Genomic DNA, 20626 nt, shown 5'->3' on the forward strand with positions numbered 1-20626 from the left:
ATTCTGAAGATCGGGTGGCTTGGTCTGCATCCTATTAAGGGTCGCATACCTGCGGCACATCTTTGAAACGCGTATTTATGCAGCATTCGGAGTGTTCAAGACACGCGCGATCCGCGCAGGCTTGCGATAAAGGCACAAACCGGATAGGGCCAGAGCAAGCAAAATCTCCTCCAAACTCGGGTTCTATCCATGAAACGCGCAGCATTGGCCTTGCTGGCCAAAAACATGTCCCCGCCCAACCTGTCCTTGATGCAGGATGAGGGCTTCTCGGTGGGACGTCTCAAAACCGAAATCCTTTCTGGATTGACCGTCGCTTTGGCCTTGGTGCCAGAAGCGGTCGCCTTTGCCTTTGTGGCTGGGGTGCATCCTTTGGTTGGTCTTTATGCCGCCTTTATGGTGGGCCTGATTACTGCGCTGATCGGGGGCCGTCCCGGCATGATCTCCGGGGCAACCGGCGCTCTGGCGGTGGTGATGGTGGCGCTTGTTGCAGAACACGGCGTTGAATACCTCTTTGCAACAGTGATCCTGATGGGGGTTCTTCAAATCATCGCAGGGGTCATGCATTGGGGGAAATTCATCCGTCTGGTGCCGCACCCCGTTATGCTCGGGTTTGTGAACGGTCTGGCGATCGTGATCTTTCTTGCCCAACTGACCCAGTTCAAGGATCCCACCGATCCCGAAGCGTGGCTGTCTGGCACACAGCTTTATGCCATGTTGGGCCTTGTGGGGCTAACGATGCTGACCATCTGGGGCCTGCCCAAGCTGACCAAAGCCATTCCTGCGCCCTTGGCCGGGATCGGGATCACGGCCTTTGTGGTCATCGCCTTTGGCATCAACGTGCCGACAGTGGGCGATATGGCCTCGATCAAAGGCGGGCTGCCCTCGTTCCACGTCCCGTTCGGTGAAGGAGAGGGGCTGTACCCACCGGCATTGCTGGCGCCTTTCAACCTCGAGACCTTCTATATCATTCTCCCGTATGCCGTCATTCTGGCTGCGATTGGTTTGATTGAATCGCTGCTGACGCTGAACCTTGTTGGTGAAATGACGGGCAAACGTGGCGGCGCATCTCAGGAGTGTATCGCGCAGGGCACCGCCAATGTTGTGACCGGTTTCTTCGGTGGCATGGGCGGTTGCGCGATGATTGGTCAGTCCATGATCAACGTCAAATCCGGTGGCCGTACACGTATCGCAGGTATCGCTGCGGCGGTGTTTTTGTTGCTCTTTATCGTCGCTGCGTCCCCCTTGATCGAGCGTATCCCGCTGGCCGCGCTTGTAGGGGTGATGTTCATGGTGGTGATCGGCACATTTGCATGGAATTCTTTTAAAATCATGCGCCGTGTGCCGCGTCTGGACGCCTTTGTGATTGTGCTGGTCACCGTGGTCACCGTCATGGAAGACCTTGCCGTAGCTGTTGTTGTTGGTGTGATCGTTTCGGCGCTGGCCTATGCATGGCAGAACGCCCGCCGTATTCACGCCGTGACACGCGAATCCGAAAGCGATCCGGGTGCCAAGGTTTACGAAATCGAAGGCCCGTTGTTCTTTGGTTCCGCAGAAGGCTTTACCGAGTTGTTCGACATCGCGCATGATCCCGATCACGTCATCGTGGATTTCCAGCGCAGCCGTGTTGCCGATCAATCAGCGTTGCAAGCCATCGAGGCGGTTGCCTCGAAATATGAAGCAGCCGGTAAAACCCTGATCCTGCGCCACCTGAGCCGTGATTGCCACGGTTTGCTGAGCCGTGCGGGACACCTTATCGTCGATAGTGATGATGATCCCGACTATGAAATTGCCGTGGATTATTCTGTTCGAACCGGCATTCTGGGCGGACACTAAACACAAAAGGGCCTTCCCAAACGGGAAGGCCCTTTTTGTATCGCCGGTCAAATACCTTCAGCGGCTTTTGATGTATTCCACGCGGTTTTTCAGATCAGCAACCAGAGTGTTATGGTCGGTGCCGCTGTCGATCGCCAGCTTTCGCAATCCGAAGTGCACATGCGAGATTTCACGGTAATAGGTGATATAGGCATAATTCACCGCCGCTCCGGCGACGGCGCCAAACACGGGAACAGCCTGAACCGCCAGTTTCTTGCCGAGAATGACAGACAGCTTGGGCACAACTTTACCCACGAGGGCCTGCATCGAACCACTGGTCAGGGCCATGCGGGCGCCTACAAAGGCCATGTCTGCCCCGTCATCCCGAGCGAGTGGACCGGCGGCGCCAAAAACCTGAACACAATCAAATTGCACGTTTTCCGAAGCCGGATCAAAGCCAAGCCGCGCGGCCTCGCTCTGGATCTCGCGCAGCAGGATCATAGTTGTGACGGGCAGTTCGGCCAGCGCCGTCGGCGTACCTCCGAAACCACCGGCGGCGCCCAAGGCGCCCGCGACAGCCGTATTCAGCCAGCCAACCCGATCACCGACAACCGAACGCGAACTCTGCGCGACTTTCATCGCCTGTCTCAGAGATTGGTCGGTGGCCCCTTCGATGTGCATCCGAACCTGTTCGGGCAACTTTTCAAAAAGACCTTCGGCGTGGCTTCCAAGAAGCCCAAGCAGTTCAATTCCGGCGCCGCCCGCAGCTTCATAGCGCAGGGCCAAGCGCATCAATTCTGCATCCACGTCGCGGGGCAAGTGGTCTTGCGACCAGATCAGTTCAGCATGTGACATGCCTAAGACATTGGGGTTCTTGGCGCTTGGATCAAGTCCCTGCTACAGAAACGACGTCACCTGTGACTCCGCTCCATGCATCTTTGGTCAGGTTATAGCCCAACACACGATCAGGGTTCGTGGGCGGGGGCATGCGCACGCCGTCTAGCTTGGAAAACCCGAAACGCGAATAGTAGGGCGCGTCCCCCACCAACAAAACACGTTCCCAGCCCAAGGGCGCAGCAACGGCAAGGCTTTCGCGGATCAAATATCCGCCCAGCCCTTCGCCCTGACGGGTCGGGTGCACCGCAACAGGTCCCAACAATAGAACATCATGGCCACCAACACGCACGGGCCAATACCGTATAGCACCAGCCAGAATATTGTCGCCGTCACGCGCTACAAGTGACAGGCCAGCCACCGACGGCACGCCATCGCGCAGCCGGTATGAGGACAACGCTTCGCGGCCCGGTGCAAAACACAGGTCGTAAAGTGCCTCGACTTCCCACCAGTCGTCGTCTGTTTCTGCTGAAAGTTGGAGCACCTGCGCGCCTCATTCATCTTTTTCGTGGAAACCGCCCTAACACGGCGTTACCTCTGGGGCAAACCTATAGGAGAACAGGATGTTTTATCGTCCAGAAGACGGGCACGGCCTTCCGCACAACCCGTTCAATGCGCTGATCACGCCGCGCCCCATCGCTTGGGTTTCGACCAAAGATGAGAAGGGTGTCGCAAACCTTGCCCCGTATTCCTTTTTCAATGGAACGGCCTATGTACCGCCGCAGGTGATGTTTGCCTCGACCGGGATCAAGGCGGATCAGGACGGCACCAAAGACACGGTTGCCAACATCAGAGCCTCTGGGGTCTTCTGTATCAACGTGGTCGAGGCGGCAATGATGGACGCCATGAATGTTTCGACGACCGGATTTGACAAGGGCGTTGATGAATTCGAGCGCGCAGGCCTTACAGCGGCAGAGTGTGAAACGATTGATTGCCCCCGCCTTGAGAACGCGCCTGCCAGCATGGAGTGCATAGTCACCCAGATCGTCCAGATCGAAGGAGAGGCGAATTTCGTTGTGCATGGGCGCGTAACCGGCATCCACATGCGCGAGGATTGCCTTAAGGACGGTATTTTCGACGTCACGACCTTCCGGCCATTGGCACGGCTGGGGTATCGCGATTATTCAATCGTGGACAACACCTTTACGCTGGCGCGGCCTGACGATTGATCCGGCATTCACCATCAGGAAACAGTTCTGCGCAAAGATAAAGACTGTACCCAGATTGGGGATTATGTTCTAGACTGACAAAAAAGAAAAAAGGGGGGGAATGCCCCCTCATCACGAGCAGTATTTGTTGAGGGTATCTCATGGCCAAGCTTATTCTTTTCGGCGCCTATGATCGGTTTAACTATGGCGACATGTTGATGCCGATGGTGATCCATCGCTATTTTGAACGCTATCACGACGATATGCTTGCCAAATACGATGTCCGGTTTGCCAGTCTGACAAAATCCGACATGCGCGACCGCGACTGCCTGCCGTCTGAAGCGATCATGGATATCGTCCCGCAAGAAGGCGATGACTCTGCTGTTATCGTTTGTGGAGGCGAGGTGATTGCCACCTCCGAGTCCGCACTGTTTCTGCATAACGCCTCAAGCCGGGAAGAGGCGATTGACATGCGGGCACAGGTCAAATCCGATCCGGATGCTTTTGCCAGCCATGCGCGCAAAGAACTGGGCGGCATCTGGTCTTGCCCCTATGTGCCGCCGCCCGAAATGTTCGGCAATGGCGTCTATTTTGTTGCTGCAGGCGGCAAGATTCCAAAGCGTGGTGAAGAAATGACACGCCGCCTTGCCGGAGCCACACATGTTTCCATTCGTGACCGACGCGCGCTTGAGCCGATCAGGGCCACAGGGCAGGACGTGCGCCTTGCGCCATGTGCCGTGTCGTTGATCGCGGATGGTCTGTTTTCCGATCTGGAAAACCACGATGTTGGCTGTGATGCGCCTTATTTCGTTTTCCAATGCGTGAACGACGACAACATGTCGCCCGAGGCCGTTGCCGCCCAACTGCGCCGGATTTGCCAGACCAGCGGCTGCAAGGTGTATCTGACGCCTTTGGGATATGCGGCGGATCATGACGACCAGCTTATTCTGGGCAAAATTGCTGACGAGTTGGGGGATCTGGCCCTGATTGACAAAGTTGGCAGCCTGTCCAGCATCCTGTCGATCTTTAAGGGCGCGAGTTTCTATATCGGTACAAGCCTGCATGGCACGATCACGTCGATGGCCTATGGCATCCCGTATTTCAACTTCAAGCAACGCATTGGCAAGCTGGGTGCCTATCTGAACAGCTGGACCAATGATCCGTTTTTTGAGCGGGTGTATACGCCAACAAATATGGGCAAAACCCCTTGGCCACAAGGATTGGCTCGCCGCCGGTCATTGTCGGCGAATGCGCCGCGTTTGGCCAAGAGGGCCGCTGAAAACCTCGATGTGATTGCTGCGAAATTGCGAGACCGCTAGGCGGGCCTTACCAGGCCTTGCCGTCGCGCGCCTTTCGCAGTGCGCGCAACCAGTCGCGCCGCTCTTGCCGGTTCAGCAGTTTTTCACCGGGCTCGAGCCCTGCCACCATGGATTTTTTCTCGGCGTCAAAGCTTGGGGCCTGCCATGGGGCGTCGAGATCAACCAGGTTCGCCGCGGCAAGCTGATCATGGACTTTTTTGAAATCGAGCAGTGAGATTGACAGGTGGTCGCTGCGCAGCGGTGGCCAAAAAATCCGCCGCAGGGCGTGAATTTCGGCAACGTCTGTTCCTGCGCGATCATTCATCTGGGTGCGGATCAGGACGGGCAACTCTTCCCGTCTTTTGATGACTGCGGCCGTCTGACCGGGGCGGCGGACCATACCATAAAGGTGCAGGGCGGAACTCTCCGAGAAAATCAGATGCTCTGCGTCTTGGTACAGTGCAATCTGCGGTAGCAACCCCAACTTTTCAGGGGCGACGATTTCGTATCCTTGCGCAGCCAGTTGTTTTTCAAGGTGATCTTCACAGGCAAAACGACCGATCTTGTCGCCAAGTCCGGTACGCGTCAGATACACTTTGCGCCCCTTGGTAACCGGCCCCGCCGCAGGAAGCCGCTGGTCCAGCCAGTCGAAAAACGGGACCGAGCCGCGCCCAAGATAGCGCTCTCCGAACAGGTCACTTGCCGTATAAAGCGTTTTGAAATGCATCGGCCCTTTGGTGATGATGAAATCGTTCGAAATTCCGAACATGTCTAAAATCATGCGCAAAAAGGGATAGTTCCGTGCCGCAGGGCGTCTTTTGGGAACGAACACCAAAGTCACATCCGATGGCAGCTTGTCCAGCGCCCAAAGTCGCCCCAGCGAATTCATAAGGACATGCCCGAATTGTTCCAGAACAAGACCTGCGAACAAGGCAGGGCCCTCGAATTCAGGAACATCTGTCGGGATGTCTGGATTTTCTGCGGGAAACGAGCTGAGCTCTTGTCCGCCAATATCACTATCAGGAAGCGCCACGCCGTCGACGCCGTAAATGCCAAACTCGCGCAGGAAGCGGGTTTTGTTCCCACCGGTTAGCAATGTCCCTTCAAAAGGGCCCTGAAGCCTTGGGGCGGCAAATTCTGGAGTGGTTTCGCTCATGGGGCCATCCGAATGGTCTTGTTACCTGCGCGCTATTTTGGGCACTTGGACCAAGGATTGCCAGAACAAAGGCATCTCGTACAACCGCTTCTTGCGAAAAAACAAACCCTTGAGTGGACGATGGCCCGCACGTGACGCGTCACCCTCCGTTTTTGCGCAGGAACTCCATCACGGCAGGGCGGACGGATTGATCGCCACGTTCGCGCGAGTCTACGATGATCTGGCGCAGCTGTGTCAGGTTTGTCCGTCTTATCAAGCTTTTAACAGGTCCGATCGAGGCGGGGCGCATCGACAAGGTGCGCAGACCCATGGCTGCAAGACACAAGGCTTCGATAGGACGCCCTGCATCCTCACCACAAAAGCTCAGCGGTGTTTTTGTGGTGTTACAGCGGTTGACGATGCCCTCTAGGAAGGACAGGAAACTGATGTTCAGCGTGTCATAGCGCCGGCGGACACGTTCGTTTTCGCGATCTGCCGCAAAGAAGAATTGCTTCAAATCGTTGCCGCCAATCGAGAGAAACCCAACTTCCTCGAAGAACTTCTGCGGTGCGAACCCGAGACTCGGCGTTTCGAGCATGGCACCAATCTCAATCCGCTCTGGCAGGGGGTGCCCCAAGATGCGTTCCCGTTCCTTGGCTTTTTCCAACTCTTCCGCGGCGCGGGTGTATTCTTCGTATTGCGCCACAAAAGGGAACATCACAGCCAGCGGACGGCCGTTCGCGCCACGCAAAAGCGCCTGCAACTGCATCCGCATGACACCGGGTTTATCAAGACCAACCCGAATGGCCCGCCAGCCCAATGCCGGGTTTGGCTCGTCTTCAGGGGTCATGTAGGGCAGAACTTTGTCCGAGCCGATATCGAGGGTTCTGAAGACCACGCGCTTGCCTTGGGCTGCGTCCATGACGCGGCTGTAAAGCGCAGAAAGCTCAGAACGTTTGGGCATCTGGTTGCGCACAAGGAACTGTAGTTCTGTCCGAAACAACCCCACACCTTCCGCGCCGGAATTTTCGAGGCTTGGCAGGTCAGCCATAAGGCCGGCATTCATTTGCAGCGATATGGTGATGCCATCAAGTGTTGTGGCGGTCTTGTCGCGGATCGAGGCATAGCGTTGTTGCGCCTGCGCCTGCATCGCGATCTTATCGCGAAATGCCGTGACGACGCTTTCGTCGGGGCGCAGATGGACCACGCCCTGATCCCCGTCGACCATGATGTGATCGCCGTTCAAGGCTTCTGTGGTGATGCGATCCGAATGGATCACCAAAGGAATGGCAAGGGCGCGGGCAACAATTGTCGCGTGGGATCCAACGGATCCTTCCTCGAGCACGATCCCTTTAAGGCCGCGACCGTATTCCAGCAATTCCGCAGGGCCGATGTTGCGCGCAATCAGGATCGGGTCCGGCGGCATTTCTGCGCCTGTTTGCGAACCTTGTCCCGTCAGGATGCGCAACAACCGGTTCGACAGATCGTCCAGATCATGCAAACGCTCGCGCAAGTATTGGTCGGTGACCTGCTCCATGCGGGTGCGTGCGGTGTTCTGTTCTTTTTCAACCGAGGCTTCGGCTGACAGGCCCTGTGCGATGTCCTGTTCCATCCGTCGCATCCAGCCTTTGGAATTGGCAAACATGCGATAGGCTTCGAGAACCTGAAGCTGTTCCTTGTCGCCGCCTGCCGCACCGTCCAGCATTTTGTCCACGCCAACGCGCAGCTGATCAACCGCATCATGCAGGCGTTTCAACTCAATATCGGGATCGTCGGCAATCGGGTTGGTGACGACAACGCGCGGTTCGTGCAGCCATACGCGGCCTTCTGCGGCACCCTCTTGGGCGCAGGCCCCACGGATGAGTACAGATTGGCGGTGGCGCGCCTGCATGGCGTCATTGTCGCCGATAAACGCGCCCAGCTCGGTCATTTCCGCAAGGACCATCGCCACAACTTCCAGCGCATAGATTTCGTCGGCAGAAAAATTGCGTGCTTCTTTGGATTGCACCACAAGCACACCGAGGTTTTCACCCAGCCGTTGAATGGGCACGCCGCTGAAGGAAGAATAAATTTCCTCACCGGTTTCCGGCATATAGCGGAAACCCTGTTCAGAAGGGGCATCAGGCGTATTCACAGTGCGCGACGTTTTTGCGACGCGGCCGACAAGCCCCTCACCAATGCGCAGGCGGGTCTGGTGGACCGCTTCCGGCTTAAGACCTTCGGTGGCGCACAGCTCGAGCGTTTCCTCGTCGCGGAACAGGTAGATCGAGCACACTTCGGTGCCCATGGAAGACGCGATCAGATGTGTGATCCGGTCAAGACGTTCCTGACCCGCCGAGTCCTCGGCGAGTGTGTCACGCAAGCGGCCAAGCAGCTTGCGACTTTCGAATTGCGGGTCTTGTGCCATCTTAAAGGGCATCCTTCACAGGGTCTTAGCTCTTGGAATAGAACACACCACGGGAGAAATCAAAACTCAAATCACACACACGCATTAGTTGAGTGGCGAAAAATGGCACATATGCAGGCGGAGTGATGGGGCGTAGGGGGCGTTTCAAGTCTTGGTAGCGTATTTATTGGTGATGTTCGCGCCGATCAGGCGCAGCAGAAATGGTACGAAATTGCCAAGCATACGCCGGCGCATAGTGTTTAAAGAAACAGAAATTAGTTGGAGTATCAGGGAGCGCCTTCAAAACGGGCGCCATGCTAACAAATGTCGTCAAATAAGAAAAAAAGGGCGACCCGTCAGGCCGCCCCCAATTAGTATCAGGCTGTCTTTTCAAGCTCGAATGCATCGTGCAGGGCTTGAACCGCCAGTTCCATATACTTCCGGTCGATCAGAACCGAGATCTTGATCTCGGAAGTCGTGATCACCTTGATGTTGATGCCGTCATCCGACAGCACTTTGAACATCTTCGCGGCCACGCCGGATTGCGAGCGCATGCCGATACCTACGACGGAAACCTTGGCGACATCGCCATCCACATCAAGTTCACCGAAGTTCAAACCGCCGGTGTCCTTCAGGGCGTCCAGCGCTTTTTCCGCGCGGCTGACCTGATCGGTTGGCAGTGAGAAGGTCATGTCGGTGCGACCTTCCTCGGAGATGTTTTGCACGATCATGTCGACGTTTACGCCTGCATCGGACAGGCAGCCAAAAATGATCGACGCGATGCCCGGACGGTCAGCAACCGAGATAAGGGTCATCTTGGCTTCGTCACGGCTGAAGGCGACACCGGCAACAACATTGGATTCCATGATTTCCTCCTCATCACAAACGAGCGTTCCTGCATCGTCGGATTGTTCTTCAAAAGAGCTAAGCACCCGCAGGCGCACTTTGTAGCGCATGGCCAGTTCGACCGAGCGGGTTTGTAGAACCTTGGCCCCAAGAGATGCCAGTTCCAGCATCTCTTCAAAGGCGATTTTATCCAGCTTGCGGGCCTTTTCAGACACGCGTGGATCTGTCGTGTAAACACCGTCGACATCCGTATAGATGTCGCAGCGTTCCGCATCGAATGCCGCGGCAAACGCCACCGCAGTCGTGTCAGACCCACCTCGGCCCAGTGTCGTGATGCGACCTTCGGGGCTGACGCCCTGGAAACCGGCAACCACCGCAACTTTCATGCCTTCGGCAAATTTGGCGGTGATGTTTTCGCTTGGAATTTCTTCGATGCGTGCCTGGCTGTGTGCAGAGGTGGTTTTGACCGGCACTTGCCAGCCTTGCCAGCTGCGCGCGGGAATGTTCATTTCCTGCAACGTCAGCGCCATCAAACCGGCGGTCACGTTTTCACCGGACGACACCACAGCATCGTATTCGCGCGCATCACACAGGGGTGACGTTTCGTTGACCCAGCCAACCAATTCGTTGGTTTTACCAGACATGGCCGAGACAATGACGATGACGTCATAGCCCTTTGCCACTTCAACGCCGATCCGCTTGGCGGCGCGTTTGATGCGATCCAGGTTGGCGACGGATGTGCCGCCGAATTTCATCACGAGAACGGGCATTGATCTTCCCTTGGCCTTAGATTGAAAGGCGGTTTACGCGGATGTGGGGCAGGAGGCAAGCACGGTTGGCTTGAAACGACACCGGATTGTGCGAAATGTCGCGGTAAATCTGTGTGCCGCCTTGTAGGCCTTGCTCTGGGATCAATACGGGTGGGGGCGTCCGTCCCAAGTGCGAAAACACCCGGTGTCGTCCATGCTCAGGTCCGCAAAACACGTAACAAGACCGTCTGCGCTTTGGTCGACGGTGATTTCTGCAGCATCTGTTCCCATGTCTGTCTTGACCCATCCGGGGTGATAAATGCCAACGGCGATACCGATATGGGCCAGATCCTTGGACAGGTTGCGGCCGAGATTGAGAACAGCGGCCTTGGAGGCGCGATAGATATAAGAACCGCCAGGCGCGCGTTCTTGCGACGCCATCTGGGACGAAATAATCGCGATCTTGGGATTTTGCGCCATTTGAAGGTTCGGCAGCAAGTTCTGGGTAGTCAAAAATACGCCGGTAACATTTGCGGACATCGTATCGGCCCACATTTGGGCGGGGTAGCCATCTGCAAGGTTTTCGTGTTTGTCCAAATACACTCCGGCATTACAAATCAACAGGTCAACGGGGCGGCTGTCCAGCGTTGTTGCCATGGCTTGATGGTCTTCCGGGCGTGTGACGTCCAGGCGCAAAAACTCGCCTCCGGCGCGTGACGTTCCGGACACATCGTGACCCGCTGCTTTATAACGGGCATCAAGAGCCTGTCCTATTCCTCGGTTTGCGCCGGTGATGACCACGTGCATGGAATGTATCCTGTCTGGGGAAGTCTCAGTTTGATTTACGTCCGGGACGGAAAGGCAACGGCGCCACCGATATACCTTCGTCAATCAGGGCCTTGGCCTCGTCCAGCTTGGCTTCTCCATAAATCGACCGCTCGGGGGTTTCGCCCGTGTGCATAGCGCGCGCTTCTTTGGCAAAGTCCTTGCCGACGTAATCCGAATTGGCCTCGATCTGTTTTTTCAGATCCGACACCGCTTTTTCCATCTCGTTTGCAGGCGCGCTCAGGGACGGGGCCGCCGGTTGTTCGGCTTGCGAGGCAGGGGCCGCCGCCGCATTTCGCGCAGGTCTCACGCGGGGGGCCATGATCGCTTTTTCGACATGCGGGTCACCACACACGGCACACGAGACCATGCCTGCAGATTTGAGCTTGTCAAAAGCATCAGCAGATTGAAACCAGCTATCGAACCGGTGGTCTTGTGCGCATTTCAAAGTGTATTGGATCATGACGTTCGATCTAAAAGTTTGCGTTGGGCCAGTCGTACAAAGATAGGCGCGCGCGCCAAAGCGATCAAGCTGGATGATAGACTAACGCAAAAGGCGTGCGTCGAATTTGCGCAAGATCTGTGCCAGTTCCGGTTCTTTCACGCGCAAGGCCGCCTTTTTGGGGCTCAACCATTTACGCCGCCGCTGTCCGGCTTCGGGGTATTTCGAGGCCAGCTTTCGGGCCTGCATGGGATAAACGATCGTCATCACGGGCATCGGCATGGGGCCGCCACGTGTCTTGATCGTTTTGGAATAGAAATAACTGCCCAAGGGCGCATCGTGTGTGATGCCTTTGACGCCTGCTTCTTCCCATGCTTCCTGAGCCGCGGCTTCAGAAGGTGTCAGGCCGGACATCGGCCATCCTTTTGGAATGATCCAGCGTCGCGTCTTGCGGCTGGTGATCAAAAGAACCTGCGTTTTGTCATTCTGGACGCGATACACAAGTGCAGCAAATTGTGCTCGTAAATCGGTCTTACGGGCGCTGTGCATCATGATCGGACGCGGTTTCGCGATATGCAGTGTCATCCGCCACTCCGGTCTTCGTGAAGTGCCATGCTAGGCTACTACTTTACACATAATGTACCTTGTGAGCCGCGCAAACGGGTTTTTTGAAAAATCGCAAAATATTGTAGAGCAGGCCGCCATTGCTACAACTGAGTGCGTTTTTGCAATCCCGCAGGTGCCTTTAATTTGCGCGAAGAATGCTATTGCCAGACCGCAACGGGATCGCCCATGACCTCCAAATCGGGGGTAATTCCCAAACCGGGCAAATTGGGGGCTTCTGCGCCGCCATTCACAAGCGGCGCCTCAAAGGTCGCGGTTGAACATGTCACCATCGCGCGAGGGTCCAATGCGTGTCGCAGCATATGGCGCGGTGTGGATTGTGCCATGTGGAGGATCGCAGCAAACGCAATCTCTGATCCGGTGGTGTCCTGGACCGAGGTCACCAGACCGCCCGCCCGTGCAATCTCGCGTTGGCGGCGGGTGCGCGTCAGCCCGCCTTGTTTGGTGATTTTGAGGCCAACCCCATCACAGGCATCCGTTTGGATCGCATGAACAAGATCCTCTTCCGTCTGTATCAACTCGTCCAGAAGCAAAGGCACAGAGCAACGTTGGCGCAGCGAAAGGGTTTCGCGCCATGACGGGCAGGGGGCTTCCAGCACAAAATCGAGCCCGTCCGGCAACAATGCCAGAAGGCGCAGCGCCTGTTCGGGGCTCATTCCGTTGTTGGCATCTGCCAGAAACCATTCGCCGGCCTGGCGGTCGGCCAGACATGCCCGAATACGTTCTGCATCGATCATTGGCCCGCCTTCTGCTTCGGTCGCACCAACCTTGATCGAATGCCCCATAAACCCAAGCGCACGATGGCGCGCCACGCTCGCGCGCATCGCCTCTGGCGTGTCGCTGCCGATGGACGAAATCACCGGTACGGGTCCGGCAATACGTCCGCCCAACAGATCACACACCGGCAGGCCCGTCGATTTGCCGAAAATATCCCAGCAGGCAATATCCAGAGGGGCCTTGGTATGATGGTGCCCTAAAAGGGCGAAATCCATCTGATCGTTGATCCGGTCACAAAGGCGCGGATCTGCCCCCAAAAGGGCTGGCACCAAATCCTCAAGACCGGCGCGAACGCCGCGGGCATGTGCGGCGATGTAATTGTTACCAAAAGGTGTGCTTTCGCCCCAGCCATCCAATCCGCAATCTGTCACGACGCGCACAAAGGTGGCATCAAACGATTGATATGTGCGTCCACCGGACAAACGATAGGTGCCTCCGGAATAAGGAAGGTCGACTTGATAGGCCTCGATACGAACGATTTTCATGCGTTATCCATTCTTGGCAAGCCAGCCAGCCCTGCGCCGCGCCATAATACAAGGGTCAGGATGGGCTGGTCAGTGGTCATCATGGCATGGCTTTGGTGGGATGCGTGAAACACGGCCTTTCCGGGGGACACCTTAACAGGGGCGCGGCCGTCTGCATAAAACGTCGCGCCCCCTGCAAGGCAAAGATAGATCTCTTCAGCTTCGTGATGGTGCCAGTCATACTTCAACCCAGCGCCCCAATAGGCCACGAAGGCACGCAAGTGGTTGCTGTGAAAATGACCCTTTGGACCAACCAGTTCAAAGTAGCCGTAATTGGCCAGAAAGTGCCGCCCGACCTGCTCTTCGGTATAGGTCTGGATCCAGTGACCCTCGTTTGCGGCCGCTTTTATACTTTGTACCAAAGGGCGGGTCAGTTCAGCGTCGGAGCAGGACAGTGTCTCGACCTGTGAAACAGCAGGAACCTTCAGGGGCGGGGTATCTGTCTCGGGTACTTCAACGGGCCATTCGGTAAAGGCCCGCATGTCTGGATGCCAGTTGCATACTGACCGTGCAGAGGCCAATGCGGAATGCATACAGGTCATGTCGTCACCATGACGTGCGAGTGTGGCTGAAACATGCGCGTGCCTCCTGTGCTGAATAGAGTGTCCCAATAGCAAAACCGTCTCATCGAAAACTGTGCTGTTCTGCATCAACAGCGACACGTGCAATGTCGGCTTTGGTCTTTGCGTATGAGAGCGGATGCTTGGTGTGATTGCCGCACGTTTTCCTTTGAAAGGGCGGGCAAGACGGGTCAAACTGGCCTTGGTGCAGATGACGTCGCGCCGGTTCCAGTCCTTCTTTCTATCCTGAATGCGAGTGTGTTGATGAAAGCTGCCCTTCTCGAAACCTATAGAGCAGAGCCGAAACTGGCGAATGTGCCTGATCCGGCATGTCCGCGTGACGGGGTGATTGTTGGCGTGCGCGCCTGTGGTGTGTGCAGGTCCGACCATCATGCCTGGCAAGGTGCGGATCCTGATGTGGAACTGCCGCATGTCATGGGGCATGAATTTTCAGGAGAAGTGATAGAAGTCGGGGCCGACTGTCATCGTTTTCAGGTGGGGGATCGCGTGACGGCCCCGTTTATTCTGGGCTGCGGGCATTGCCCTGATTGCCAAACGGGGCAGCCAACGGTGTGCAACAAACAGCAGGTCATCGGGTTTTCGTTTTGGGGGGCCTTTGCCGAGGCCGTGGCAATCCCGCATGCAGATTACAATCTTGTGCGGCTTCCCGAAGCTGTCAGCTTTGAAGATGCAGCCGGCATGGGCTGTCGTGTCACAACTGCGTGGCGTGCGCTGACGGATCGCGCGGGTTTGAAACCCGGCGAATGGGTGGTCGTGCATGGATGTGGCGGAGTCGGGCTTTCTGCGATTTTGATCGCGGCTGCCTTGGGCGCGCGTATTCTTGCCGTCGATGTGAGCGAGGACGCATTGACCCAAGCGCGGCTTATGGGGGCAAATGAAACGCTCAATGCCTCCGGAATTGGGGATGTCGGCGCGGTCGTGCGCGATATGACGGAGGGTGGCGCGCATGTTTCGTTAGACGCGCTGGGCGTGAGCGCCACGTTTGACAATACATTACGCTCCCTTCGAAAGCTTGGGCGACACATACAAGTTGGAATGCCCGTCGGAGATCACGCCGCTGTCACGCTTCCGCTTTTAGAGCTGGTTTATGCGCGACAGCTGAGTTTGCACGGAATGCGCGGTCTGGGCGCGACGGGGTTTCCGGCCTTGTTTGATATGATCTCGGCAGGGCGGCTGAACCTCGGTGGTTTGGTGACGCGCAGCTTGTCTTTGTCGCAATTGGGAAATGCGCTGCGGGAGATGGATGGGACGCAACCCGCTGGTGTTACGGTGATCAACAGGATGACAGTCTAATGGAAGAGTTAAACGGCCGCTGCCTGTGCGGGCAGGTCACATGGACCAGCGAGGGAACGGTGCTTTGGTCCGGTATCTGTCATTGTGAAAGTTGCAGACGCGCCAACGCGGCGCCAATGGTGCCGTTTTTCGGCGTGCCCCGCGCGGAATTGCGCATCAATGGACGCCTGTCGACATATGCCTCTTCCGTCGGGGTCGAGCGCGGGTTTTGCGCTGAGTGTGGTGCGCCGGTCTACTACAAAAATGAAAAATGGCCGGAAGAGACACATCTGATGTCTTTGACGCTGGATGATCCGAACCGTGTTCCACCGCGCGAGCATTATCATTGGGCCGAGCGTGTGGTCTGGGAAGGCGGCGCGGCGTTTCTTCCTAAACATGATGCTTCGGCCGAAACCACGAAATAACGTCCATTTTTCTGTAGGGGGGGGGCTGTAGATCAAATGGCGGTGCTCTCTTGCGTATGGTGCGTTTGCCAATCGACATTCACTCAAATCTACATTCATTTGTGAACGCCACACTGTGCTGCGCGCACGTTCAAAACCGGAGACAATATTAATGAGCCTTTTTGACGAAGACCTGTTCCTGCAGGGGCTAGAGCAACGCAAATCCACCTTGGGTGCAGAATATGTGGAAAAGAACCTTGCTGCGGCGGATGATTTTTCCCGCCCCTTCCAAGAGGCGATGACCGCGTGGTGCTGGGGGTTTGGATGGGGCGATGATGTCATCGATGCCAAAACCCGCAGCATGATGAACCTCGCCATGATTGGCGCGCTGGGCAAAATGCACGAGTGGGAGCTTCATTGTAAGGGTGCGCTGAACAACGGTGTCAGCAAAGAAGAGATCCGCGCGATCATTCATGTTGTCGCGATCTATTGCGGTGTGCCGCAAGCGCTTGAATGTTTCCGCGCCGCCCGCAAGGTTCTGGACGAGCGCGGGATGCTCTAGTTCAAGCCATCCAATGTACGAGTAATCCAAGGGGCGTCTCTGTTTGAGCGCCCCTTTGTCGTAGGGCCGGTATGGGAGAACGTCCCGCTTGTGGGAATTTATGGGATCAGGCGTCCATTTTGCTGTGATCTCTCCGAATCAAATCGCCGACTAGGACAGATTTCCAGCGAAAACAGCCGGTTTTCCCTGTGATCCCAAAGAGGCCATGTCCAAAAAAAAGGCATTGGCATGAAAAAATTGGGAAATTGCGGGAATTGCTTGTTTTGAGTGGTTGGTGGCATATGTCGTGTATCTTGGTCACGTGTCTGCATATATGTGGGGTGTTGTGGTTCGAATGGGACCCCATTATCTTGATTTCAGTGAATCTCAGAATCGATTTACAACGATAATTCCCAAAAATTTCTGTTGCTTCCCATGAATTCCCATGTCATTCCTTGATTACACGATGAGGACGGGAAATAAAAAAGGGGCGACTAAAGACCCCAAGAAAATCCCAAGTCAGGTTTCATACAGGCCCCGCTTTCATCGAACCAAGAGATCCGGCGCGCGGGCGAGCAGACATCCCCCCAGGTGGCGCGCGCAGCTGGACACCCCGCTAGACGGGACGAGGGCGGCGGTTTGATCAGTGGCAGCAGATCAAACCGCCGTTTCCCGTCTAAGGGACCATGAAACAGACACGGGGACAGGAGAGAAGGACCGGGCAGGCAGTGGCACGCAGGTTCAGAGGTGAAAGCCACCATAAGGTGGATGCTAAGGGTAGGGTCTCGATTCCTGCCTCATTTCGCCGTGTGCTCGAATCTGGTGATCCGAATTGGGAAAGTGGCGAAGCGCCAACCCTTGTGATCGTCTATGGCGGTCATACCCGTAATTATCTCGAATGCTTTACAATTAACGCGATGGACGAAGTCGAAGACCGCATCCTGAAAATGGGCCGCGGCGACAAACGCCGTCTCGCGTTGTCCCGCCTTTACCTTCAGCAATCGCTTGAAACCAACGTTGATGGCACCGGGCGGCTTGTGCTGCCCAAAGAGTTGCGCGACAAAATCGGTTTGGACGGCACTGCCTTCTTTGCTGGTAAGGGCGATACGTTCGAAGTCTGGAACCCCGAGACTTACGAAGAGAACTTTGCGGCTCAGCTTGAGCCTGATGATGATTTTGACCCGGATCTAGACCCTGCGGTCTATCTGGATGGATTTGGAGGGTAAGGCATGTCGGACCTGCCAACACCTTCTGACGATGCTCCTCATATTCCTGTACTGCTTGGCCCAATCCTTAAAACGTGCGGCCCGATTGCGGGAACATGGCTGGATGGCACATTTGGCGCGGGTGGGTATACACGTGGATTGTTGGATGCCGGCGCGGATCAGGTGATCGGCGTTGATCGCGATCCGCTGGCTTTTAAAATGGCAGAAAGCTGGCTTGGGGACTATGGCAATCGCATCCGCATGGTGCAGGGTGTCTTTTCCCGCATGGACGAATTCGCACAGGATCTGGACGGTGTGGTTCTGGACCTTGGCGTGAGCTCGATGCAGCTGGATCTTGCGGAGCGCGGCTTTTCCTTCTTGCGTGACGGTCCTTTGGACATGCGCATGTCACAGGACGGCATGAGCGCCGCAGACATCGTGAACACCGCATCGGAAACCGAGATCGCAGATATCCTGTTTCACTACGGAGAAGAACGTGCCAGTCGGCGCATCGCACGCGCGATCTTGCGGGAGCGCGAGATTGAGCCGATTACCTCTACGTTAAAATTGGCCGAAGTGGTCGAAGGGTGCCTTCCGCGTGCCAAACCGGGGCGTTCGCATCCCGCAACCCGCAGCTTTCAGGCCTTGCGCATTGCAGTGAACGACGAATATGGCGAATTGTTCCGTGGCCTTCAGGCCGCCGAACGCGCGTTAAAGCCGGGCGGATTGCTTGCGGTTGTGACGTTCCATTCGATCGAAGATCGCATGGTAAAGCGTTTCATGCAGACACGCGCTGGCAAGACCGGAAGCGTCAACCGGTACGCCCCCGAAATCGAACAGGAAAAACCCGCCTTTGAACTGGTGACGCGCAAAGCCGTCGGGCCGGATGATGATGAATTGGCCGTTAACCCGCGTTCGCGCTCGGCAAAGCTGCGCGTGGCGCGACGCACGGATGCGCCGTCAGGCGAGGTGGAAGGCAAGCAATTGGGAATGCCCATGGCTGGAGGTCGTCGCTGATGCGAAGCATTGTTTTGTTGATGACTGCTTTGGCCGTGATCGGGTTGGCTGTTTGGGCTTATCGTGAAAATTACCGCACACAAAACATGATCGGCCAAACCGCCCAAGTGCAACGCGAGATCGGCGCAGCCCGTGAAAGGTTGTCTGTTTTGCGTGCCGAATGGGCCTATCTCAACCGTCCGGATCGCTTGCGGGATCTGGCCGAGCTGAATTTTGACAGCCTGCAATTGCTGCCATTGCGCCCCGACCAGTTTGGCAAGGTGGATCAGGTGACCTATCCGCCTCTTGAATCCGATCTTGAAATTGATGGCATCGTAGATGTCTCGAGCGCGGAGTCTTACCCATGATCCGCACGCCACTGCGCCCGTTGGCCCGCATTTTGCCCGCACGTGACACCGGTGAAAATCCGGATGTGATCGAACGCGAAAATATCCGCCAGCGTCACGAGGACATGCGCGACAAGGCACGCGCTCGTGCAGAAAGCCGCCTGTTCTTTATGGCAGTGGTCTTTTTGGGCCTGTTTGTCACCGTTGGGGCAAGAATGGCCCTGCTGGCCGTTTCGGAACCGATGGAGCCCCGTGCCGCAACCAGTGGATCGTCCATCACGACCCAGCGTGCGGATATTGTGGATCGCAAGGGCCGCATTCTGGCGACCAACCTCGAAACGCATTCCTTGTATGCCCAGCCACAAGCGATGATCGATAAAGAACGGGTCGCGCAAGAGTTGGTTGCGATTTTCCCCGATCTTGATGAAGACCGTTTGGTGCGGGACTTTACCGGCAAGCGTAAGTTCCTTTGGGTGAAGAAGAAAATTAGCCCTGAGCAACGTCAGGCGGTCCATGATATTGGTGACCCCGGTTTGCTTTTCGGGCCACGCGAAATGCGTCTTTATCCCAATGGCCGCCTTGCGGCGCATGTTATGGGGGGTGCCAGCTTTGGCAAAGAAGACGTCCACGCAGCCGAGGTTATCGGTGTTGCTGGTGTAGAAAGCTATTTCGACGACGTGCTGCGCGATCCCGCAAATGGCGGTAAGGCGCTGACGCTTTCGTTGGATTTGACGGTGCAGGACGCGACAGAGCGGGTGCTCTATGGCGGTATGAAGCTGTTGAATGCCAAAGGGGCCGCCGCGGTTCTGATGGATGTGCACACCGGCGAGATCCTCGCGCTGGCCAGCTTGCCAGACTTTGACCCCAATGATCGTCCACGTCCGCCAACCGAAGGCAATCCGTCAGACAGCCCGCTGTTCAACCGTGCGGTTCAGGGCCTGTACGAGCTTGGCTCGACCTTTAAAATCTTTACGGCAGCTCAGGCAATGGAGCTTGGGCTTGCCAGTCCTTCAACCCTGATCAAAACGGCTGGCCCCTTGCGCTGGGGCAAGTTCAAGATTCGGGACTTTCACAACTATGGTCCGCAGTTGACGTTGACCAAGGTGATCGTGAAATCATCCAACATCGGCACCGCCCGTATGGCACAGGTGATTGGCGCAAAACGCCAGCAGGATTTCCTGCGTGATCTAGGCTTCTTTGATCCCACACCAGTCGAGATCGTCGAAGCCAAAGGTGCACAGCCGTTGTTGCCGAAAAACTGGTCGGAATTGTCTGCAATGACAGTGTCTTATGGCCATGGCTTGTCAAGCAGCCCGCTGCATCTGGCTGCGGGCTATGCCGCTGTTGCCAATGGCGGCAAGCGTGTGATCCCGACTTTGCTGAAGCGCGACACCCCCCAAGAAGGGCCGCGCGTCATGTCCGAGGCTTCGTCACGCGAAGCCCGGCAAATGCTGCGCAAGGTCGTGACCGAAGGCACCGCGAGTTTCGGTGAGGTGCCCGGCTATGCTGTGGGCGGTAAAACCGGCACGGCAGACAAGCCCAAAGAGCGCGGGGGCGGATATTACGAAGACAAGGTTATCGCGACCTTCGCGTCGATCTTTCCGGCCCATGATCCCAAATACGTTTTGATCGTTACACTCGACGAACCTGTCGAAACATCCGGTGCCAAGCCGCGCCGTACTGCGGGCTGGACTGCGGTGCCGGTTGCGGCAGAAATGATCGGACGTGTGGCACCGCTTCTTGGGCTGCGTCCAGAAGTTGAACCCGGCCGGCTTGCTGATATAACGCTGACCTCAAACTAACGCCAAAAAAGGGCAGGG

General features: G+C 56.4%; 20 protein-coding genes. 10 read left to right on the top strand and 10 right to left on the bottom strand.

All coding sequences use genetic code 11. The features are described from left to right. Nucleotides 1–189: 189 nt before the first annotated feature. Nucleotides 190–1833 (top strand): SulP family inorganic anion transporter, encoded by a 1644-nt coding sequence (locus PH7735_RS05355; RefSeq protein ID WP_058310254.1) that lies wholly within the window; start codon nucleotides 190–192, stop codon nucleotides 1831–1833. Between the two features lie 57 nt (nucleotides 1834–1890). On the opposite strand, the gene PH7735_RS05360 is transcribed toward PH7735_RS05355, so the two are convergent. Continuing rightward, nucleotides 1891–2667, bottom strand: a complete 777-nt coding sequence (locus PH7735_RS05360; RefSeq protein ID WP_058310255.1) for an EcsC family protein — start codon at nucleotides 2665–2667, stop codon at nucleotides 1891–1893. A 31-nt stretch (nucleotides 2668–2698) separates the two neighbouring features. Then, on the bottom strand, nucleotides 2699–3190 hold the full coding sequence (locus PH7735_RS05365) for a GNAT family N-acetyltransferase (protein WP_058310256.1): 492 nt from the start codon (nucleotides 3188–3190) through the stop codon (nucleotides 2699–2701). Between the two features lie 79 nt (nucleotides 3191–3269). Here PH7735_RS05365 and PH7735_RS05370 point away from each other — a divergent pair, with 79 nt between their 5' ends. Both PH7735_RS05370 and PH7735_RS05375 read left to right on the top strand, forming a co-directional pair. After that, on the top strand, nucleotides 3270–3875 hold the full coding sequence (locus PH7735_RS05370) for a flavin reductase family protein (protein WP_058310257.1): 606 nt from the start codon (nucleotides 3270–3272) through the stop codon (nucleotides 3873–3875). Nucleotides 3876–4015: 140 nt separating this feature from the next. Further along, a complete protein-coding gene (locus PH7735_RS05375; RefSeq protein WP_058310258.1) occupies nucleotides 4016–5173 on the top strand; it encodes a polysaccharide pyruvyl transferase family protein in 1158 nt (385 codons plus the stop codon). 7 nt (nucleotides 5174–5180) lie between these two features. Here PH7735_RS05375 and PH7735_RS05380 read toward each other — a convergent pair whose 3' ends face one another. The 8 genes from PH7735_RS05380 to PH7735_RS05415 form a co-directional block, all read right to left on the bottom strand. Beyond that, the gene (locus tag PH7735_RS05380) at nucleotides 5181–6308 is read right to left on the bottom strand and encodes a glycosyltransferase family 61 protein (protein ID WP_058310259.1); all 1128 of its coding nucleotides are present in this window, start codon (nucleotides 6306–6308) and stop codon (nucleotides 5181–5183) included. A gap of 139 nt (nucleotides 6309–6447) precedes the next feature. Beyond that, the gene (ptsP, locus tag PH7735_RS05385; RefSeq protein ID WP_058310260.1) at nucleotides 6448–8694 is read right to left on the bottom strand and encodes a phosphoenolpyruvate--protein phosphotransferase; all 2247 of its coding nucleotides are present in this window, start codon (nucleotides 8692–8694) and stop codon (nucleotides 6448–6450) included. Between the two features lie 356 nt (nucleotides 8695–9050). Further along, nucleotides 9051–10289, bottom strand: a complete 1239-nt coding sequence (locus PH7735_RS05390; RefSeq protein WP_058310261.1) for an aspartate kinase — start codon at nucleotides 10287–10289, stop codon at nucleotides 9051–9053. 141 nt (nucleotides 10290–10430) lie between these two features. Beyond that, on the bottom strand, nucleotides 10431–11075 hold the full coding sequence (locus PH7735_RS05395; protein ID WP_058310262.1) for an SDR family NAD(P)-dependent oxidoreductase: 645 nt from the start codon (nucleotides 11073–11075) through the stop codon (nucleotides 10431–10433). Nucleotides 11076–11100: 25 nt separating this feature from the next. Further along, on the bottom strand, nucleotides 11101–11556 hold the full coding sequence (locus tag PH7735_RS05400) for a DUF1178 family protein (protein ID WP_058310263.1): 456 nt from the start codon (nucleotides 11554–11556) through the stop codon (nucleotides 11101–11103). A gap of 81 nt (nucleotides 11557–11637) precedes the next feature. Beyond that, complete coding sequence (locus tag PH7735_RS05405; RefSeq protein WP_058310264.1) at nucleotides 11638–12120, bottom strand: NUDIX hydrolase; 483 nt, start codon at nucleotides 12118–12120, stop codon at nucleotides 11638–11640. A gap of 179 nt (nucleotides 12121–12299) precedes the next feature. After that, nucleotides 12300–13421 carry a mandelate racemase/muconate lactonizing enzyme family protein gene (locus PH7735_RS05410; protein WP_058310265.1) on the bottom strand — a complete coding sequence of 374 codons (1122 nt, stop codon included), beginning with the start codon at nucleotides 13419–13421 and terminating at the stop codon, nucleotides 12300–12302. Next, entirely contained in the window at nucleotides 13418–14002 is a 585-nt protein-coding gene (locus PH7735_RS05415) for a dimethylsulfonioproprionate lyase family protein (RefSeq protein WP_058310266.1), read from the bottom strand. The genes PH7735_RS05410 and PH7735_RS05415 overlap by 4 nt, the downstream gene beginning before the upstream one ends. Nucleotides 14003–14284: 282 nt before the next feature. Between PH7735_RS05415 and PH7735_RS05420 the strand changes: the two genes are divergently transcribed. The 7 genes from PH7735_RS05420 to PH7735_RS05450 all read left to right on the top strand — a co-directional run bounded on the left by PH7735_RS05420 (nucleotide 14285) and on the right by PH7735_RS05450 (nucleotide 20608). Beyond that, nucleotides 14285–15334: an alcohol dehydrogenase catalytic domain-containing protein gene (locus tag PH7735_RS05420; protein WP_058311157.1), complete on the top strand. Its 1050-nt coding sequence runs from the start codon at nucleotides 14285–14287 to the stop codon at nucleotides 15332–15334. Beyond that, nucleotides 15334–15738: a GFA family protein gene (locus PH7735_RS05425; protein WP_082645134.1), complete on the top strand. Its 405-nt coding sequence runs from the start codon at nucleotides 15334–15336 to the stop codon at nucleotides 15736–15738. Before PH7735_RS05420 ends, PH7735_RS05425 begins: the two co-directional genes overlap by 1 nt. 151 nt (nucleotides 15739–15889) lie before the next feature. After that, nucleotides 15890–16279: a carboxymuconolactone decarboxylase family protein gene (locus tag PH7735_RS05430; RefSeq protein WP_058310268.1), complete on the top strand. Its 390-nt coding sequence runs from the start codon at nucleotides 15890–15892 to the stop codon at nucleotides 16277–16279. Between the two features lie 707 nt (nucleotides 16280–16986). Next, on the top strand, nucleotides 16987–17484 hold the full coding sequence (gene mraZ / locus PH7735_RS05435; RefSeq protein WP_199534972.1) for a division/cell wall cluster transcriptional repressor MraZ: 498 nt from the start codon (nucleotides 16987–16989) through the stop codon (nucleotides 17482–17484). 3 nt (nucleotides 17485–17487) lie between these two features. Further along, nucleotides 17488–18480 (top strand): 16S rRNA (cytosine(1402)-N(4))-methyltransferase RsmH, encoded by a 993-nt coding sequence (gene rsmH / locus PH7735_RS05440; RefSeq protein ID WP_058310270.1) that lies wholly within the window; start codon nucleotides 17488–17490, stop codon nucleotides 18478–18480. After that, nucleotides 18480–18827: a cell division protein FtsL gene (ftsL, locus tag PH7735_RS05445; protein WP_058310271.1), complete on the top strand. Its 348-nt coding sequence runs from the start codon at nucleotides 18480–18482 to the stop codon at nucleotides 18825–18827. Before rsmH ends, ftsL begins: the two co-directional genes overlap by 1 nt. Then, nucleotides 18824–20608 carry a peptidoglycan D,D-transpeptidase FtsI family protein gene (locus tag PH7735_RS05450; RefSeq protein ID WP_058310272.1) on the top strand — a complete coding sequence of 595 codons (1785 nt, stop codon included), beginning with the start codon at nucleotides 18824–18826 and terminating at the stop codon, nucleotides 20606–20608. The genes ftsL and PH7735_RS05450 overlap by 4 nt, the downstream gene beginning before the upstream one ends. Nucleotides 20609–20626 lie beyond the last annotated feature (18 nt).

The sequence above is a fragment of the Shimia thalassica genome (assembly GCF_001458215.1).
GTDB lineage: Bacteria > Pseudomonadota > Alphaproteobacteria > Rhodobacterales > Rhodobacteraceae > Shimia > Shimia thalassica.

Bases quoted from the DNA above. Each gene is read 5' to 3' on its own strand.
- PH7735_RS05355 (WP_058310254.1), top strand. From the start codon at position 190: ATGAAACGCGCAGCATTGGCCTTGCTGGCCAAAAACATGTCCCCGCCC.
- PH7735_RS05360 (WP_058310255.1), bottom strand. From the start codon at position 2,667: ATGTCACATGCTGAACTGATCTGGTCGCAAGACCACTTGCCCCGCGAC.
- PH7735_RS05370 (WP_058310257.1), top strand. From the start codon at position 3,270: ATGTTTTATCGTCCAGAAGACGGGCACGGCCTTCCGCACAACCCGTTC.
- PH7735_RS05375 (WP_058310258.1), top strand. From the start codon at position 4,016: ATGGCCAAGCTTATTCTTTTCGGCGCCTATGATCGGTTTAACTATGGC.
- PH7735_RS05380 (WP_058310259.1), bottom strand. From the start codon at position 6,308: ATGAGCGAAACCACTCCAGAATTTGCCGCCCCAAGGCTTCAGGGCCCT.
- ptsP (WP_058310260.1), bottom strand. From the start codon at position 8,694: ATGGCACAAGACCCGCAATTCGAAAGTCGCAAGCTGCTTGGCCGCTTG.
- PH7735_RS05390 (WP_058310261.1), bottom strand. From the start codon at position 10,289: ATGCCCGTTCTCGTGATGAAATTCGGCGGCACATCCGTCGCCAACCTG.
- PH7735_RS05395 (WP_058310262.1), bottom strand. From the start codon at position 11,075: ATGCACGTGGTCATCACCGGCGCAAACCGAGGAATAGGACAGGCTCTT.
- PH7735_RS05400 (WP_058310263.1), bottom strand. From the start codon at position 11,556: ATGATCCAATACACTTTGAAATGCGCACAAGACCACCGGTTCGATAGC.
- PH7735_RS05405 (WP_058310264.1), bottom strand. From the start codon at position 12,120: ATGACACTGCATATCGCGAAACCGCGTCCGATCATGATGCACAGCGCC.
- PH7735_RS05410 (WP_058310265.1), bottom strand. From the start codon at position 13,421: ATGAAAATCGTTCGTATCGAGGCCTATCAAGTCGACCTTCCTTATTCC.
- PH7735_RS05415 (WP_058310266.1), bottom strand. From the start codon at position 14,002: ATGACCTGTATGCATTCCGCATTGGCCTCTGCACGGTCAGTATGCAAC.
- PH7735_RS05420 (WP_058311157.1), top strand. From the start codon at position 14,285: ATGAAAGCTGCCCTTCTCGAAACCTATAGAGCAGAGCCGAAACTGGCG.
- PH7735_RS05425 (WP_082645134.1), top strand. From the start codon at position 15,334: ATGGAAGAGTTAAACGGCCGCTGCCTGTGCGGGCAGGTCACATGGACC.
- PH7735_RS05430 (WP_058310268.1), top strand. From the start codon at position 15,890: ATGAGCCTTTTTGACGAAGACCTGTTCCTGCAGGGGCTAGAGCAACGC.
- rsmH (WP_058310270.1), top strand. From the start codon at position 17,488: ATGTCGGACCTGCCAACACCTTCTGACGATGCTCCTCATATTCCTGTA.
- ftsL (WP_058310271.1), top strand. From the start codon at position 18,480: ATGCGAAGCATTGTTTTGTTGATGACTGCTTTGGCCGTGATCGGGTTG.
- PH7735_RS05450 (WP_058310272.1), top strand. From the start codon at position 18,824: ATGATCCGCACGCCACTGCGCCCGTTGGCCCGCATTTTGCCCGCACGT.